Origin of the sequence: Halanaerobium saccharolyticum (genome assembly GCF_003259895.1) — a bacterium.
GTDB classification, from domain to species: Bacteria; Bacillota; Halanaerobiia; order Halanaerobiales; family Halanaerobiaceae; genus Halanaerobium; species Halanaerobium saccharolyticum_A.
The window spans coordinates 94,187-112,018 of the sequence record NZ_QLME01000008.1; the positions used below are offsets into that span (position 1 = coordinate 94,187).

Annotated in this window: 18 protein-coding genes and 1 tRNA gene; 15 read left to right on the forward strand and 4 right to left on the reverse strand. The window is 31.3% G+C overall.

The genetic code is table 11. The features are described 5' to 3' along the window. Positions 1 to 146 precede the first annotated feature (146 nt). The 3 genes from C7958_RS07380 (at position 147) to C7958_RS07390 (ending at position 2,319) form a co-directional block, all read left to right on the forward strand. A complete protein-coding gene (locus tag C7958_RS07380) occupies positions 147 to 1,196 on the forward strand; it encodes an FAD:protein FMN transferase (RefSeq protein ID WP_111572027.1) in 1,050 nt (349 codons plus the stop codon). Beyond that, on the forward strand, positions 1,177 to 2,145 hold the full coding sequence (locus C7958_RS07385) for a polyprenyl synthetase family protein (RefSeq protein WP_243834290.1): 969 nt from the start codon (positions 1,177 to 1,179) through the stop codon (positions 2,143 to 2,145). The genes C7958_RS07380 and C7958_RS07385 overlap by 20 nt, the downstream gene beginning before the upstream one ends. 97 nt (positions 2,146 to 2,242) lie before the next feature. Beyond that, positions 2,243 to 2,319, forward strand: a tRNA-Arg gene (locus C7958_RS07390). Positions 2,320 to 2,364: 45 nt separating this feature from the next. Here C7958_RS07390 and C7958_RS07395 read toward each other — a convergent pair. Both C7958_RS07395 and C7958_RS16115 read right to left on the reverse strand, forming a co-directional pair. Beyond that, complete coding sequence (locus C7958_RS07395; RefSeq protein ID WP_111572029.1) at positions 2,365 to 3,081, reverse strand: site-specific integrase; 717 nt, start codon at positions 3,079 to 3,081, stop codon at positions 2,365 to 2,367. Between the two features lie 120 nt (positions 3,082 to 3,201). Next, complete coding sequence (locus C7958_RS16115) at positions 3,202 to 3,399, reverse strand: hypothetical protein (RefSeq protein WP_111572030.1); 198 nt, start codon at positions 3,397 to 3,399, stop codon at positions 3,202 to 3,204. A gap of 56 nt (positions 3,400 to 3,455) precedes the next feature. Here C7958_RS16115 and C7958_RS07405 point away from each other — a divergent pair, with 56 nt between their 5' ends. From C7958_RS07405 to C7958_RS07460, 12 genes are all read left to right on the forward strand, one after another. Beyond that, complete coding sequence (locus C7958_RS07405; RefSeq protein WP_111572031.1) at positions 3,456 to 4,526, forward strand: IS30 family transposase; 1,071 nt, start codon at positions 3,456 to 3,458, stop codon at positions 4,524 to 4,526. A 364-nt stretch (positions 4,527 to 4,890) separates the two neighbouring features. Beyond that, a complete protein-coding gene (locus C7958_RS07410; RefSeq protein ID WP_111572032.1) occupies positions 4,891 to 5,565 on the forward strand; it encodes a hypothetical protein in 675 nt (224 codons plus the stop codon). Positions 5,566 to 5,579: 14 nt separating this feature from the next. Continuing rightward, the gene (locus C7958_RS07415) at positions 5,580 to 5,837 is read left to right on the forward strand and encodes a hypothetical protein (protein WP_111572033.1); all 258 of its coding nucleotides are present in this window, start codon (positions 5,580 to 5,582) and stop codon (positions 5,835 to 5,837) included. Then, positions 5,837 to 6,274: a protein-export chaperone SecB gene (locus tag C7958_RS07420; protein ID WP_111572034.1), complete on the forward strand. Its 438-nt coding sequence runs from the start codon at positions 5,837 to 5,839 to the stop codon at positions 6,272 to 6,274. The genes C7958_RS07415 and C7958_RS07420 overlap by 1 nt, the downstream gene beginning before the upstream one ends. 107 nt (positions 6,275 to 6,381) lie before the next feature. Then, the gene (locus tag C7958_RS07425) at positions 6,382 to 6,621 is read left to right on the forward strand and encodes an AbrB/MazE/SpoVT family DNA-binding domain-containing protein (protein ID WP_111572035.1); all 240 of its coding nucleotides are present in this window, start codon (positions 6,382 to 6,384) and stop codon (positions 6,619 to 6,621) included. 20 nt (positions 6,622 to 6,641) lie between these two features. Beyond that, a complete protein-coding gene (locus tag C7958_RS15630) occupies positions 6,642 to 7,463 on the forward strand; it encodes a hypothetical protein (protein WP_166668492.1) in 822 nt (273 codons plus the stop codon). 469 nt (positions 7,464 to 7,932) lie between these two features. Beyond that, complete coding sequence (locus C7958_RS07435) at positions 7,933 to 9,720, forward strand: sensor domain-containing diguanylate cyclase/phosphohydrolase (protein ID WP_111572036.1); 1,788 nt, start codon at positions 7,933 to 7,935, stop codon at positions 9,718 to 9,720. Positions 9,721 to 9,810: 90 nt separating this feature from the next. Beyond that, on the forward strand, positions 9,811 to 11,328 hold the full coding sequence (locus tag C7958_RS07440; protein WP_133960279.1) for a sensor histidine kinase: 1,518 nt from the start codon (positions 9,811 to 9,813) through the stop codon (positions 11,326 to 11,328). 34 nt (positions 11,329 to 11,362) lie between these two features. Continuing rightward, positions 11,363 to 12,871, forward strand: a complete 1,509-nt coding sequence (locus C7958_RS07445) for a response regulator transcription factor (RefSeq protein WP_111572038.1) — start codon at positions 11,363 to 11,365, stop codon at positions 12,869 to 12,871. Between the two features lie 127 nt (positions 12,872 to 12,998). Beyond that, positions 12,999 to 13,982 carry a TRAP transporter substrate-binding protein gene (locus C7958_RS07450; RefSeq protein ID WP_111572039.1) on the forward strand — a complete coding sequence of 328 codons (984 nt, stop codon included), beginning with the start codon at positions 12,999 to 13,001 and terminating at the stop codon, positions 13,980 to 13,982. 77 nt (positions 13,983 to 14,059) lie between these two features. Continuing rightward, complete coding sequence (locus tag C7958_RS07455) at positions 14,060 to 14,611, forward strand: TRAP transporter small permease (protein ID WP_111572040.1); 552 nt, start codon at positions 14,060 to 14,062, stop codon at positions 14,609 to 14,611. Next, entirely contained in the window at positions 14,611 to 15,900 is a 1,290-nt protein-coding gene (locus tag C7958_RS07460; protein WP_111572041.1) for a TRAP transporter large permease, read from the forward strand. Before C7958_RS07455 ends, C7958_RS07460 begins: the two co-directional genes overlap by 1 nt. Before the next feature lie 181 nt (positions 15,901 to 16,081). Here the strand turns inward: C7958_RS07460 and C7958_RS07465 are convergent, their stop codons facing one another. Together C7958_RS07465 and C7958_RS07470 are read right to left on the reverse strand one after the other, a co-directional pair. After that, positions 16,082 to 16,600: an HD domain-containing protein gene (locus C7958_RS07465; RefSeq protein ID WP_111572042.1), complete on the reverse strand. Its 519-nt coding sequence runs from the start codon at positions 16,598 to 16,600 to the stop codon at positions 16,082 to 16,084. A gap of 2 nt (positions 16,601 to 16,602) precedes the next feature. Further along, positions 16,603 to 17,598, reverse strand: coding sequence for an SDR family oxidoreductase (locus tag C7958_RS07470; protein WP_111572043.1), 996 nt, complete (start codon positions 17,596 to 17,598; stop codon positions 16,603 to 16,605). Between the last annotated feature and the right edge of the window lie 234 nt (positions 17,599 to 17,832).

Here is a 17,832-nt window from a genome sequence, read left to right on the forward strand (position 1 = left end):
TTGCAAATCTCTTAGTGAAATACTCGGGTTAATCTTTGCAAACTGCAGTATTTATGATAAAATATAAATGATTTGCTTTAGCCAAATGAGCTTTAGTTTAATATTTTCGCAAAAAATATTTAATTTTAAAACCGGGAAGTGATAATTTGTTTAAAAATAAGAAAATTATTTTGCTAGTCATATTATCAATATTTTTATTGATTTTAACTGCCTGTGGAAATGATGCCGAAGAGATGCCTCAGGCAGAAGATAATGCCTTTTTAATGGATACTTTAGTTCAGATGCGGGCTCATGGAGAAAATGCCGAAATAGCTGTTGAAGAGAGTATGGAACGAATCAGAGAGATTGAAAACCTGATGAGTAAAACAATTGAAACAAGTGATATTTATAAATTAAACAATAATCCAGAATCTGAAATTGAGATTGACCCCGAAAGTATGGAGGTTTTAAAAAAAGCAGTAGAATATGCTGAAATGACTGATGGGGGTTTTGATCCGACAATTGGAGCTCTAGTTGAATTATGGGGTATTGGAACCAGAGATGCTGCTGTCCCTGATGAATCCGATATTGAAGAGGCATTAGCTAATACAGGTTATCAATATCTAGAGCTGCAGGATAACACAGCAGAAATCACGAATCCGGGTGTAAAGATTGACCTGGGAGGGATTGCCAAAGGATATGCTGCTGAAGAAGTAAAAAAAATTGTTCAGAAACATAAGATTGAGCACGCCTTTGTAAATCTGGGTGGTAATGTTCTGGTAATTGGGGATAAGGTCGATGGTTCTCCCTGGAAAATAGGGATACAGGATCCCCGGAAAGGAAGAGGTAATGTGATGGCTATTGTTGAGGCTGTGGATTTGACAATTGTTACCTCTGGAAATTATGAAAGATATTTTGAGGAAGATGGAGAACTTTATCACCATATTTTAGACCCTAAAACTGGTTATCCAGCAGAAAATAATCTGTTGAGTGTAAGTATTATCAGTGAAAATTCCTTTGATGCAGATGCACTTTCTACAGCTGTTTATGTAATGGGCCTGGAAAGAGGAATGGAATTTATTGAGGATCTGGATGATGTTAATGCTATGTTTATTACAGAAAATCTGGATGTTTATCTTTCTTCAGGTTTAAATGAGCTAGTAAATATTAATGATTCTGATTTTAATCTAATTGAAGGTGAAAATCTTGTTAATTGAAGATAAGCTCTATCAAAAAATACAAAATGAATTAAATGAGAATATTATTAAAATAACAAAATCAAAAAGGCCAATTATTAATCAGGCTGTAGAAGATCTGATTAATGGTGGTGGTAAAAAACTGAGGCCTTTTTTAATGTTTCTTGCTGCTTATTTTGGTGATTATGATAAAGAAAAACTGCTGCAGCTGGGAAGTGGAATTGAACTGCTGCATATGGCTTCTCTGGTTCATGATGATATTATAGATAATGCAAATTTGCGGCGGGGTAAGAAAACAGCTCAAAAGAGGTTTGGCAAAAAAGAGGCTGTTTTTATTGGGGATTTTCTTCTCTCCCGAACTTTTGATATCTTTTTTGAATATCTGGATAAAAAGACTCTGCGAAAAATGAATAAAAATGTAAGGCTGCTATGTGAAGGAGAAATTGAACAATCGGAGAAACGTTTTGATTTTCAGATTGGAATCAGAGATTATTATAGGAGGATCAGACATAAAACAGCCCTGCTTTTTGCTTTGAGCAGTTATCTTGGGGCTTATGTCAGTGGAATCAGAGGTAAAAGGCTCAATTTATTATATAAACTGGGTTTAGAAATAGGAATGGCTTTTCAGATCCAGGATGATCTTCTGGATTTTGAAGGAAAAGAAGAAGAGACCGGGAAATTACTGGCCCAGGATTTAAAAGAGGGAGTCATTACTCTGCCGGTAATTTTACTTTTAAATAAAGATGAGTATAAAGATAAATATGCGGAATATAATAAAACTATTTTAAATGATCAAGTAGTAAATGAGATTATTGCTGATGTAAAAAAATCGGGTGTACTAACTGAAAGCAGAGAAGTTCTCCTTGTCTTTATTAAGAGAGTAAAAAAATATCTGGCTCAATTACCTGATAATAAGGCGAAAAAGAAATTGAGAAAATTAATTGAAGTACAGGTTGAACGCAAATTTTAGATGTAGTTTCGCTACAGATTAGATAAATAAAATTTATAATTATAATAATAGGTACTTGAATTTTTTTAGTTTTAGGTGATATACTAATCTAGTAACTGGGGTTATAGCTCAGCTGGATAGAGCAACAGATTCCTAATCTGTAGGTCGGCGGTTCAAATCCGCCTAACCCCACCACTTATAATGCTTGATATAACAGGAAAGACAACCAAAGTCCACCGGCTAATCGGTAGGGCTTTTTTCATTTTTGTAGCCATTTTGTAGCCATGCTTTCTGATTTTTTAGTTTTTGAAGCTTTTTTACTGCATTTTTCTGCATCGATGGAATAACATGAGAATATATTTTAAGAGTAATTGTTATATCATGATGTCCTAATCTTTCCTGGACTACTTTTGGGTTAACATCAGCCTGAAGCAGCCAGGTAGCATGAGTGTGTCTTAAATCATGAAAACGAACATTTTCTAGACCGACCTTATCTGCTTTCCTTCTGAATCTTCGAGTTACATAATCAGGATGCATCGGCTTTTTATTATCTAATCTAAAAACTAAATCTTCTAAGTCAGTATAACCTTCCATATATTCTTTATAGTTTGATATAACTTCAGCTGTATCGCTATCAAAATCAACTGTTCTAATACTCGTTTCAGTTTTGGGTTCATTATATTCTAAACTTGCTTCATTATTTTCATCTTTTCTAATAACTTCAGTAGATCTTCGAACATGCAGCCTTAAATTATCCAGGTCAATATCCTTCCATTTTAATGCTAAAAGCTCACCGCGTCTCAATCCAGTATACAAATCAAGATATACCAGGGTATAAAAATTGACATCATATTCAATTGCATCAAGTAATTTGGCGGCTTGCCTGTGATTTAAAGGAGTAATCTCTGGAGGTTTAGGTGCAGGAGCTTTTACTCCCTGACAGGGATTTTTATTTATATACTCATATGGTGATACAGCCCGTTTAAGAGCCTGAGAAAGTAATCTATGGTGTTTCTGTACTGATCTATTAGAAAGTCCGCCTTCTCCATTTAAACGGCCATTTTCGAGCTTGTCATTTTAATATTTGATTATATGTCTTGCATGTAATTTTTTTAATTTTAACCTTCCTAAAGCGGGTATAAGATGGTTTACTATAGTTGACTTATAATCTTTATATGTAGTATGAGCTACATTGTTTTTAGCATATTCTTTGAGCCATTTTAGATAAATTGTATAATTAAATGCACGGTTTAATTTAGAAAAAAATAGACACATATCTGTACCTTTTGTATAATGTTAATAACCACAAAAACATTAGGAGGGTACAGAATATGTGTCAAAATAATTGTAACACAAAAAGAGAAAAAGGTGAACACCTGACTTATAAAGATCGTGTAAAAATAGAGCATTTATATAATCAACAGGATAAAAACTTTGCAGAAATAGGAAGAGAATTAAATTGTGATAGAACAACTGTGAGCCGAGAAGTAAAAAAAGGAACTATTGAAATAAGAGATTATGAATGGAGAATTATAGAGGTATACTCACCTGAAAAAGGTCAAGAAGTCTATGATCATAATGCAACAGGCAAAGGCCCAAATTTAAAGATTGGTACAAATGATGAGCTTGCTAAATTTATTAAAAAAAGAATTAAAGCTCATAAATCACCTGCAGCAGTAGCTCAAAACATAAGAGAATCAGATGAGTTTGATATGGAATTACATTGGAAAACAATCTATAATTATATAGATAAAGAAATCTTAGATTTAGATAGAGATGATCTGCCTCATGGTAACTATAAGACAGAAAAAGACAGGCCAGAAGAAAGTGCAAGTACCACCAGGCGTAAGGAAGGTCGGACAATTAGAGGTAGACCCGAAGAGGCAGATACTAGAGAAGAATTCGGACACTGGGAGATGGATTTGGTAGAAGGAATAAAAGAAAAAGGAGAACCTTTTTTGCTGGTCTTAACAGAAAGACAGACCAGAGAGGAAATCATAGAAAAAATACCAAACAAGAAATCTGACTCAGTAATAAAAGGACTGGATCGAATAGAAAGACGATTTGGGGTAGTTAATTTCAGGGAGACTTTCAAAACGATAACCACAGACAATGGATCAGAATTTGCAGATTATGAGGGGATAGAAGAATCTTTTACAGGCAGCAGCATCCCCAGAACCAGCCAGTATTATTGTGATGCATATTGCAGCTGGCAGAGGGGCTCAAATGAGGTAGCTAATAGGTTTATTCGAAGATTCTTACCTAAAGGCACAAGTTTCAAAGGGATCAAGAGAACCCTGGTAAAAAAGATTCAAGAATTCATAAATACTTATCCCAGAAAAATGTTTGACTACGGTAACTCAGATGAATTATTCAGAGAAAAACTAAGTTTTAGCATCTAGAAATACTGAAGGTACAGGTAATTTCAAAGAAATCAAAAAAATCGTGCATTACATGTTGCAATTCACCAAAAAATATTGCAAAGATAAGTGCATTAACTGGAGAAATTATGAGTAATTTAATGTTATGAGAATGTTAAATTTTGTGTACTATAAAAAATTATAATCAAAAAAGAAGGATTTTTTGACTCGATAACGAAATTTAGTTATAATAGGCACTAAATGAATATAAGCAAGTATAAATATTAATTAAATATTTTGTTTTTTGAATAAATTGGTATAATTAATTATAAATTATTGATAGTTAATTATTAAAAACAAATATATTATATATTTTGTCGGCTATTTTATATAGAAGGGTGTCTGTATGGTAGAAACTATAGATTGTTATCATGGTACTTTGAAAATTAATGCGCAATCAATAATTGAAGGACAAAATATTTTACCTAGTACAGGGGATAGACACTGGTTGGGTGATGGTGTATATTTCTTTGAAAGGGATTTTTGGGCTTATTGGTGGATTAGAGAATTATATTTAAATAAACTTGATCCTTTATATAATAATATCTATGAGCTTGATTTAGACGAAAATTATAAAATCATCAAAGCAACTTTAAATTTTAATTCATCTTGTAAGTTTAATTTAGATATAATAGAACATAAAGATGAGTTTGAAACTGCCAAGGAGTTAATGATAGAAAAAGGAGAATTAGATCCAGATATTGATAGTGATAAGATTGTTGATGGTGTTGTAATTAATTATATGTTTGATGTATTATTTTATGATGGTTTATTTGATTTAGTAAAAGCAACATTTGAAAGGAAAGATGAATATAAAAAAATGTTCGAAACAAGATTTGGTTGTAAAATTAAGCATTCTCAAATTTGTATAAAAAATACTTCTGTGATAAACAATTTAAGAAAATTTGATTACTTTAGTAGACTTAGTAGATACTATAATTTATTAAATAGATGGTTTCCAAAACATAGATTTTATAAAAATAATATATATTACTTAAACAGAAAAAAAATATATAACTAAAAGGAGGAATTATAATGACTTCTGAAGAAAGAATTAGAAGAATAAAAGAACATTTTAATAATATTACAAAAGAAGAATTTAAAGAAAATTTAGAAGCAAGTGGTTATGGTGAAATTAAATCTACGTCAGTTTCTAGTATACAATTATATACTAAAGATTTTGAATGTGGCATAGATAATGTTAAAAATGCGAATGAAGATATTTATTCTAGTGAATATCAAAAATTTCCTAATGGATACCTTAATAATGATTTTATTGGAGATGCTGCTTAATGGAAAAAAAAATTAATGATGACTCAAAAAGTCAATTAAATTTTGTTAATTATAAGATTGATGAGCTTGTATTCACAGATAATGAAAATTTTGAAAGCGAAAAAGTAAAAATTGATATGCAATTCAATAAAGATATAGATTATATTGAAGAAGTTGGGTCTCTGGATAGAGTGATTGTAACTTTAGAGGCAGATATTTTTAATGATCCGATTGAAAATAATTATCCTTTTAATCTATATATAAAAATGACAGGATTTTTTGAATTAACTACAAATGATATTAAAGGCAAAGATATAATAATTAATAGAAATACTATAGCAATTATGTTTCCGTATTTACGTTCTCTGGTTTCTACTATTACAGCAAATAGTCAAGTTCCACCTTTGATTATTCCAACAATAAATATTAATAAATTACTAGACAGTGAAGAAAAGTAATTATATTCTTTAGTTAACTTACCAGCCCAAGTGCTGGTTTTTCTTTTTGCATATGCAACTAATATATGGTAAAATATTCATAATAATACAAAAGGAGACGATTATTAATGAAATCAACAGGTATTGTGCGTAAAATTGATGATTTGGGACGTTTAGTTATTCCAAAAGAACTGCGTAAGACTATGGGCATTAATAAGAAGGATCCGATGGAGATTTTTGTAGATGGTGATAGAATTATTTTAAATAAATATGAGCCGGCCTGTATTTTCTGCGGCAGCATGGACAATAATATTGAGTATGAGGGCAGGACTGTTTGTAAAGAGTGTATTGAAGAGATGAATAAATAATTAATTTAAGGATGTTGAAAATGACCGAGGGTATAAAAGAGAAGTTTATTGCTTTTATTGATATATTAGGTTTTAAGCATAAGATTGAATTAGTAGAAAATAATAATGGTTTAACTTTAAAAAAATTGAAAAATATAATTAAATGTCTCGGTTCAGATAAAGATGTGGAAAAATATAAAAAAAATGGACCTGAGATTTGTCCTGAAAGTAATTATATAAATGATGATTTAGACTTCAAAATCACTCGTGTTTCAGACTGTATTATAGTTTCAAGTGAGATATCACCAGTAGGTTTAATTAATTTAATGAGTTATTGTTGTGGTTCTATTTTTGAGTTATTAAGTAAAGGAATTATGTGTAGAGGATATATTCTTAAAGGAAACATTTATCACACTAATAGCTCGGATGAAGAAGAAGGTTTATTTTTAGGTACGGGTTATCAGAGAGCCTATGAAAAAGAAAGAGGGACGCCATTTGTAGAAATAGATTCAGAAATTTGTAATTATATTGAAACTATGGAGGATCCGTGTGTTAAAAAAATGTTTAATCGTTTTGTTTTAAGTGATGATAATGTAACAGCGTTATTTCCTTTTAAAAAATTAAGTCATAATTTTAAAATTACTGGTGATGGATTGAATAGCCAATTCAAAGCTAAAAACCACCGTGAATCAAATGATCGGATGAGACAAAGAATAAAAAAAATGGAAGAAGATATAATGTCTTATGTTGATAGTTCAAATGAAAAAGTAATGGGAAAAGCTAAACATTATATTAATGCTTTAAATAAGCAACTAGAAAACTGTGATAAAGCAGATAAAGTAATTGATATATTTGGTAGATGAAAATAAAATAATCAATTTAGATGACAGTTTATAAAAATTATTGAATAATGGTTATTTAATTAATTGTGGATTGGGTAGTGTACGGGCCACCGCACCCACCAAAATCCACAATAGCCCAAATAGCCATTTTGTAGCCATTTTTTTATGAACTGATATAAAAATCAGTGAATCTTGATAAAAACAAGCCTCTAAAAACCTTGATAAATCGGTAAGAATAATATGTTATAAATAGAAGCAAAGTGGTGTGAAAGAGATTTCTAATCTGTAGGCCGGCGGTTCAAATCCGCCTAACCCCACCACTATTTATTTAAATAAAGGCAAAGTTAACTAAACCCTTCCCTGCCAGGTAGGGTTTTTTGCTGTTGTTTTCTAGGGCCTCTAAGTATTTTTTAAAGAAACTATATTTACTATTATATACAATAATGATAGTATAATATATATAAAAAGAATATTTTGGGGGGCGGCAATAGTGGAAATTCAAAATTTTATAAATTCTTTATCTCAAAAAGCTATTGTTTTAGATAATGATTTAAAGATAACTGCATTTAACAAGTCATTAAAGGAAGCTTTTATAGATAATTATCAAAATAAATATAACTTTCTAGGAGAAAATTATATTGAAAAGGCTAAAGAATTAGGCTTTTTTAACAGGGAACAAATTAATTTAATGAAGCTAAATTTCAAAAAAATCATAAGCCAGGAAGCGGAAGCTTATTCTGAAGAATACTCTTTTGCTCCTGATTTGGTTGAAGATAAGAATATATACTTCGAAATGGATGCTACCAGTTTTGGGAATGGTATTTTGATTTTATATAAGAATATTACTAAACAAAAGAATTTGGAATATCAATTAAAAATGAAAGAACAGCAGTACCGCGCAATATTTGAGAAAGTACCAGTTGGAATGATCTTAAAAGATAAAAAGGGAAAGATACTCAGAATAAACAAGGAAGCATGTAAAATTTCAGGTTTTGATAAAGAAAATTTAGAAAATAATAGTATTTATGGAACTTTAATTAATAAAAGAGATTATGAGAAAGTAAAAAAAGGGGTTAAAAGAGTTTTAGCTGGAGAAGATATCAGAACAAATTTAGAAATATATGATGCCCGGGATAAATTTCAGTATCTGCATTTATTTGAAACCTGTATTAATTTACCCGGTCAGGGGGAGTGTGTTTTTTCGATGCAGATTGATTTACGCCCTTTATGGAAAAAAGAGAATAAAATTAATTTTTTGGAGAGCCATGACAGTCTGACAGGGCTGTTTAATAAAAAGTATCTGGAAAACTTTTTAGATAAAGTTAATATTAATTATTTACTTCCTATTACAGTAATCTACGCTGATATTAATGGATTAAAAATAATAAATGAAAAGCATGGCTTTGCCACCGGGGATCAGGTTATTAAAAAAATATCAAATTTATTTAATTCAATCACAAGGAAAAATGATATTTTAGTAAGAATGGGTGGAGACGAATTTTCGCTAATTTTAACCAACACGGCAGGAGAAACCGCTAAAAGTATTATTTCAAGAATTCGAAAAAAACTAAACAATATAAAAATAAAGGACAACAAGTTATCTTTAGGAATGGGTTATGCAACTACAGAAAAGAATTGGAATAACCTAGAGGATATTTTAAGTAGAGCGGAAAATAATATGAATAAAGATAAATTAAACAGTGATCAAAGTTATAAATATAAACAGGTTAGTAATTTGTTAAAAACTTTAAATGTAAAAAGCAATGAAACAAAAGAACATGTAATGAGAGTAGAAGCAGCAGCAAAAGAATTTGGGATGCATCTTAATTTAGATTATCAAAAGATTAATGAGTTAATGCTTTTAGCCAAATTACATGATATCGGAAAAGTTTTTATTTCAGAATCTATACTAAAAAAGCCTGGTAAATTGACAGAAAAGGAATGGCAGATAATGCAGGATCATACTAAAAGAGGCTTTCAAACTGCCATTTCTATAGATGAGTTTTCCTCTATTGCAAAATATATATTACATCATCATGAGAGATGGGATGGAACTGGTTATCCAGCCGGCTTAAATAAAGAGGAAATCCCTCTCTTAGCAAGAATTATATCAATAGTGGACTCTTATGATGTGATGACCCATGAGAGACCATATTCTAAACCTTTATCCAGGCCAGAAGCACTGGAAGAAATAAAAAAATGTTCTGGAACTCAATTTGATCCGAAATTGGCTTCATCGTTTCTCCAATTTATGCAAAAAAAAGAAAACAGGAACTAAATGTAATTTTAGGAATTATTAGTTTTAATCAGTAATTATTGGTTCTAAGATGGCAGCTAAAAATTATAGACTAAATTTTATTTACTGGAGGTGATAATTATATTTTCCAGAATTATAGATTTCATTAAAAAACCAAAAAGATCAATTCGAAGTAGAATAATCAGCATTTTTATTATTATAATTATTATTTTAAATATAGTGTTTTTTCTTTCATTTATTCGTCGTGATCGAGAGATAGAAATCTATCAGAACAATGTGGATGTCAATTTTAAACTTAATCAGCTGTCACTCCAAATTACTGAGAATTCGCGCCACTTTGATCTTCTTTTTCAGGAAAGAAATGAAGAAAATAGAGAACTTTATCAGAATTCAAGAAGTGAAATCGAAACTTTGATGTCTGAAATCGAACCGGAAATTAGTCGAGACCAGAAGAGTAAAACATTTTATAGGAATTTAAGTAATATGCTGGGTTATCATGATCAACTGGCCTCTGATTTATTAAATAGTACAGTGCTCAACCAGAGCACCTATCAAAAATTAACTGATATTGACACCTTATATTCTTATATGAACAGCCACACTCAAAATTTGATTAATTCTTATCTGGCCTATCACAGCAGCAATTATGTTAATCTACTTGTTGATACGCAAAATAGATCAAAAACTATTTATGCAGTTGTGATTTTAATTAGTGTTGCAGTTTTTATTTTTGCTGTTTTAATGGCCAATAATATTTTAAATACAATCGAAAAATTATCTTCTTCAGCCCGTTATCTCTCTCTGGGACACTGGGAAATTGAAGATATTGAAGAAATTAATTATCGGGAACTGAATATTCTGGGACAGACTTTTAATTTAATGAAGAAAAACATCAGAAAATACATTAAAGAACTCAAAGAAAAATCTGAACTAGAAAATAAGCTCAATCAGGAGAAAATGGAAAATATAGAAAAAGAAAGGCTTTTAAAAGAATCACAGCTTTTAAATCTGCAGATGCAGATGGATCCTCATTTTTTATTTAATACTTTAAATACGGTTTCCAGGACTGCTATGTTTGAAAATGCAGCCGAAACTCAAAATTTAATTATAGCAATTTCTAAAATTATGCGCTATAACCTCGACCATAAGGGGAAGCTGGTGGAGTTGAAAAAAGAAATTGAGGTTTTAAAAGCTTATCTTACAATTCAGGAAACACGCTTTAAAGAACAGATGGATTTTGAAATTAATACAGATGGTGAATTAGAAAACATTAAAATTCCGCCAATGATTATTCAACCTATTGTAGAAAACTCAATTATTCACGGTCTTGCTGATACTGATTCGGAAGGAAAAGTTTTAATTGAGATTGAAAGGTTTGAAGAAAAAGTAGAAATCCGGGTTAAGGACAATGGAGTAGGTATAAAAAGCAAAAAATTGAAGGAAATTTTAGAGGAGAAAGAACAGAAATCTAATAAGAATAAAGAGAGAGAAAGTTTAGGTATTTTAAATGTTATCAAAAGACTTAAGCTTCATTATGGTCAAAATTTATTAAGAATTAATTCTATTATTAATGAAGGAACTGAAGTAATAATAGAAATACTTCTTGGAGATAAAACTGATAATAATTAGATTTTTACTTGAGAAAGAACTGAAGGAGGCAATAATGATCAGGTTATTAATCGCGGAAGATGAGCATTTAGAAAGAAAAGCAATAAAATTCTTTATAAATAAACTTTATCAAGAGGAAATTAAAGTGGTGGCAGAAGTTAGCAATGGTCAGGAAGCGGTTTTTCAGGCTTTAGAAAACAAAGTTGACCTGGTTTTAATGGATATTAAAATGCCAAAGCTTGATGGACTGGAAGCTGCTGCAAGGTTAAAAGAAGAAAAGCCTGAAATAGAAATTATAATTTTAACTGCCCACAGTGAATTTGATTATGCCAGAAAATCAATAAAAATTGGAGTCAGTGATTATCTGGTTAAACCATATGTGGAAGCAGATTTTAAAGAAGTAGTGGATAAGGCAATTCAAAAAATCAGGGAACAGAAAAAAGAAAATGAAAAAGAACAAAGAATGCTCGAAAAAATAAAAAATATAACACCTGTCTTAGAAAAAGAAAGCATTTTAAATATTGTTTATAATACCCAATCTTCACTAGATAATTTTTTAGAGCACAAAAAAATGCTGGGTATTAAGGGAAGTAAATACTTTTTTATGACTGTTAATTATGAAGATAATGCTAAGATTAATGATGACTTTTATAATTCTGTAAAAAAGAAACTAAAAAAAATATTTACGGGAGTTATTTCTTATAATGGTTTAATTAACAGCATCTTTTTAATTATTGATGATAATTTAAATTCTAAAATAAATTCTCAGCAGTATCAAGAAGTAAAAAAGTTAATAAAAAATAAGCCTGAAAATACCAGCGGGCAAATGTATATTAAAAGCAGCAATATTTCCTCTGATTTTAGTAAGATTAGTGATATTTATAATCAAACAAAAGATAATACACCTGATACCCAATATTCGATCAATAATTATCCCTACCAGAATGAAAAGAAGGTTTTTGCAAAAATAATTGATAAGAACAAAGAGTCAGCAAAAAAGGAATTTAATGAAATTTATAACTATCTGCTGCAGGAAGAAAAATGTAATTTTAATAAAATAAAATCTTTTTTGCGCAGGTTTTTAGTCTTTTTAAATCGACGTTTAATGGAATATTACAATGAACAGCAGCCTCTTTTAGAAATGCAGAGATTAGAAAATGAAATTAAACAGATTAATAATTTAGAAGGACTTAAAAACTATTTTGAACAGCTAATTGATAATTTAATTGATGAGCTGCACAATAATGCAAATGAAAAGAAAGTTGAAATTATAGAAACTGTCAAGGATTATATAAGAGAAAATTACAGTGAGGATATTAGTCTGGATGATGTAGCAGACTACATTTCTTTCAGTAAATATTATTTAAGTAAACTATTTAAAGAAGTTGAAGGAATAAATTATAAAGATTATTTAATCAAGGTTAGAATGGAAGAAGCTAAAAAAAGATTAAAAAATGGAGACAAAATTAAAGTTGTTGCCGGTGAAGTTGGTTACTCTGACCGTAACTACTTTAGTCGAGCTTTTAAAAAATATACCGGTATTTCCCCCGGTAAATTCCAATAATTAAAGTTTTGTGCCTAATTTTCTGAAAACAAACAAAGAAATGAATAAGATAACAACTTAGTCTATAGTATTCATGTATTTTGACTGATACAATAAGTTTAGAATAAAAATTAAGGGGGAAACATTAATGAAAAAAGTTTTAGTTTTAGTTTTAGCTAGTCTTTTGATTTTCTCTTTCGCAGTTTCAGCTCAGGAAATGACCTTACGTCTGGCAGATAATCAGCCAGAAGGTTACCCAACAGTTGTCGGTGCAAAAGAATTTGCTCGTTTAGTTGAAGAGAGAACAGATGGTAGAATTGAGGTCGAAGTTTATCCTGGTGGAATTTTAGGAGACGAAAGTTCTACAATCGAACAGGTTCAGTTTGGTGCTATTGACTTTGTAAGAACTTCAATTACTCCAATGGCTAACTTTGAGCCAGCAATGAATGTTTTATCTCTTCCATATTTATATCCCAGTGAAGAATACATGTTTCAGGTATTATTCAGTGAAGTTGGAGAAGGAGTATTAGATGGTCTTAGAGATGCAGGTATTGTAGGTTTAACCTGGTATGACTCTGGGGCTCGTAGTTTCTATACTGCTGATACTAAAGTTACAAGTCCTGAAGATTTAGAAGGATTAAGAATCCGAGTTCAGGAAAGTCAGTTAATGATGGATATGGTTGAAGCACTTGGTGCATCACCTACTCCTATCGCCTGGGGTGAAGTTTACAGTGCACTGCAGACTGGTGTAGTAGATGCTGGTGAAAATAACTATCCTGGTTGGTATTACAACAGTCACCATGAAGTTGCTCCAAATTTTGTTGAAGATGCACATAACCGTATTCCAGAATTAATTATCATGAGTGAGATCACCTGGAATAAGTTAGACGAAGAAGATCAGGAAATTATCAAGCAGGCTGCTGTAGATTCTACTGAAGTACAGCGTGAAGCATGGGATAAGCGTACTGAAGAAGCTAAAGAATTAGCTGTAGAAGAAGGCGCTACAATTACTACTTTAAATGCTGAACAGAAGCAGGCTTTCCAGGACAAAGTTAAAGGTCTATATCCTAAGTACAGTGAAGGTTATGAAGATCTATTAGATAGTATTTTAAACTTTGAAATGGAAGAATAATAAAGTCTAAAATAAAGATTAATATTTAAAATAAGGTGGGGGTTTTTACCTCCACCTTTTAAAAAAGGGTGACTTTTATGAAAAAAGAAAAGAATGAGGGGAAAATTAAATCAGTACTAAATTTATCTGAGCAATTAATTAGTTATTTAGCTATGATTTTTTTAGTAGTGATGATAATTATTGTCAGCACAACTGTTTTTACTCGGTATACTATTAATTTCACTTTTCGCTGGACAGATGAAGTTGCTTTGCTGATGATGATCTGGTTTGGATTTTTAGGAATGGCTCTGGGGGTTAAACAGTCAGTTCATTTAAGTATTGAATTTTTTATGAGTTTATTTCCTGAAAAATATCAGGGTTATATATATAAGATTGAAAATATTCTGGTTGGAGTTTTTGGCTGGTATTTAGTTAAATATGGCTGGCAGCTATTTAGTAGGTCTATAACAACTGTCTTACCTGCTACCCAGTGGTCCAGAGGACTGCTGTTTATTGCTTTACCTATTTCAGGAGCTTTTATTTTGATTTATTCAATTTTTCAATTTTTTGGTATATTAGAAAACAAGTCTTCTATTGTTGATCAGTCAGCTCTAGAAGAGGATAATGAGATTTTAGAGGAGGGGAATTAATGGATCCAGCAGTCATTTTATTATTAGGTTCTTTTTTATTAATGTTATTTATCAGAATTCCCATTGCCTTTAGTCTCGGTCTTTCGACAATGCTTACAGCTTTATATCTTGATTTATCACCGATGGTAGTTGTGCAGCAGATGGTAAGTGGAATTAATTCTTTTTCCTTAATGGCAATTCCATTCTTTATAATTGCCGGAGAAATTATGGGTCAGGGTGGAATATCTGATCGTTTAATTAGATTTTCTAATGTTATTATTGGCTGGATGCGCGGTGGTTTAGCTATGGTAAATATTTTAGCGAGTATGTTTTTTGGGGGAATATCCGGATCTTCAGTAGCGGATGTGTCCTCAATTGGATCAATTATGATTCCAATGATGGAGCAGAAAGGCTATGATAAAGATTATTCAATTAATGTAACTATTACTTCTTCTGTCCAGGGAATTATTATCCCACCAAGTCATAATATGATTATTTATTCACTGGCAGCCGGCGGAGGGATTTCAGTAGCAAAATTATTTTTAGGTGGAATAGTTCCTGGAGTTCTTTTAGGAATTGCACTGATGATTTTAAGTTATGCAATTGCAGTTAAAAGAGATTACCCAAGAGAAGAGAAGGTTTCATTTAAAGAAGCTCTTAAAATAACAAGAGATAGTCTATTTGGGCTTTTTACAGCAGTAATTATTATTGGTGGTGTAACTACCGGTGTTTTTACAGCTACTGAATCAGCAGCTGTAGCTGCAGTCTATGCTTTTATAATTACATTTTTTGTTTATAGAGATATACCTATTTCAAAATTTGTTGATATTCTAAGAAATTCACTCAGTACTCTGGCAATGGTTATCGCAATAATTGCTACTTCAAGTGCCTTTGCCTGGATGATGTCCTATTTACAAGTTCCGGGAATGATTACAGAGACACTATTAAATTTATCGGAGAATCCGATTATTATCATGTTAATTGTTAACCTGATTTTATTATTCCTGGGTACAATTATGGATATGGCACCACTGATCTTAATTGCAACACCTATTTTATTACCAGTAGTAAGAAGTATTGGTATGGATCCAATTACCTTTGGAGTTGTCATGATGCTTAACCTGGGAGTAGGTTTATTAACTCCTCCAGTTGGTTCAACCTTGTTTGTAGGTTGTTCAATTGGTAATGCTCCTATAGAAAAAATAGCAAAATCACTGATGCCATTTTATGCAGTGCTTGTAATTATGGTATTACTATTATCCTTTGTCCCTGGTTTAACCCTCTGGTTACCCAATTTCTTAATGGGCTAACCTCCAGAAGGATAATATTTAAATAAAGTAATACGAATAGAATATTAGATGATAGTAAAAGCAAATATCTCCTTATTAAATTAATATTTGCGAAAAAAACGGCCCTTTCCCGGGGCCGTTTTTTGTTATTCTGAATTTTTTAGAATAATCTAAGTTTTAGGGGCTTTAAATTAAAGTCTATTTAATTGGTATCCAAAAATTCTTTTCTGGCTAATTCTTTTCCTATCTCACAGAGAAAAACTTTTTCAATTAATTTTTCTTTTTCAGAGTTGCTTTTTATTTTTAAATCATAAAATTCCGGCAGATTTACCAGCCAGTCAGCATCATATAGCAATTTGAAATTGTTGCTGCTAACCTTACCCGGGGTATGATGATGAGCTATAATTTCTGCAATTTCGTCCATCATCTCAAAATCAATATTTAAAGATTCCATAATTTCCCTGGCTACAGGTGGACCCTCAATTTCCTGATAATGACCGGCACTGCTGTCATATTTAAGTTCTGCATTTTTAATACCTATATCATGGAGCACAGCAGAATAAATGATTACCTGTTCATTGATATCTTTATCAGGATATTTTTCCTTAAAGATATCTATTAATTTTTCTGCAAAACTGGTAACTCTTAAAGCATGATTAATTCTCTCTTTATCTTCTGCAAAATAGTTTTCCAGCTCTTGAATCAGCTTATTTTTGAGCATTTCTACCTCCCATTTTCAGCAATGATTTTATCCATTAGTTTATTCCACTCCTGATCAACCTTTTGTTCTTCAGGATGGGCATCAAACCATTGAATCGATTTCTTAATTCCCCGGGCAAAAGGTACTGTTGCCTTAAATTCAGGCACAAAACGTTTGATCTTAGAGTTATCAAATACAACACTTACAGCTTTGTCTCCCAGCAGAGAACCTCTGTATTTTGGATCATATTCAGCAATTTTCTCCGAAGCAACATGGACCAGTTCAAGATCTTTAGCTCCAGCTGCTCTGGCAATTTCTCTAAATATCTGATTCCAATTTAAAGTTTCATCAGAAGTAATCTGGAAGGCATGACCAAGAGCCTGCGTATTAGACAGCAGGCCAACAAAAGCTTTTGCAAAATCACTGTTGTGGGTCATTGTCCAGAGAGAACTGCCATCTCCATGAACCAGTATTTTTTTACCCCTGCGCATTCTATCAACTATAGACCAGGGAGCCTGATGGCTGTTTAATGCTGCCGGGATTGAGGTTTTTCCATAAGTATGAGATGGTCTGACAATGGTGATTGGGAAATTATTTTTTCTGTATTCAGCCATTAAAATATTTTCACAGGCAATTTTATTTTGAGAATATTCCCAGTAGGGATTGGCCAGAGGAGTTGATTCGTCAATTAAATAACTGGTCTGGGGTTTTTGATAGGCCGAAGCTGAGCTGATAAAGATGTACTGATCGGTTTTGCCTCTAAAAATTTCAATATCATTTTTTACATGTTCTGGGGTAAAAGCAACCCAGTCAACCACAGCATCAAAACTGTGATCTTTTAATTTTTCCTTTGCTTCTTCTTGATTACGAATATTCCCTTCAATTATTTTTGCTTCTGCTGGAGTCAGATGGTTATTATTACCGCGGTTAAATAAATATAAATCGATACCTTTTTTAACTGCCAGTTCTGATACTGCCTGACTGATAGTTCCTGTTCCACCAATAAATAATACTTTCATTTTATTATTCACTCCTTAAATTTTGAGTTTAGATTTTATAGGACAATCTTTAATATCAATCTTCTCTTATTTAATATATTCACTATTAGTTATTTATCTCCTTTAATTCAGTATTATTTAGCTGAAAAACTTTAAGATATTGTAATGTCAAGTATTTTGTGTAAATAAATTAATATCTTTCTTCAAATAGTTGAATTAGATTTTCTCGAGCAGCTAAAAATCCTTTTAATCTTC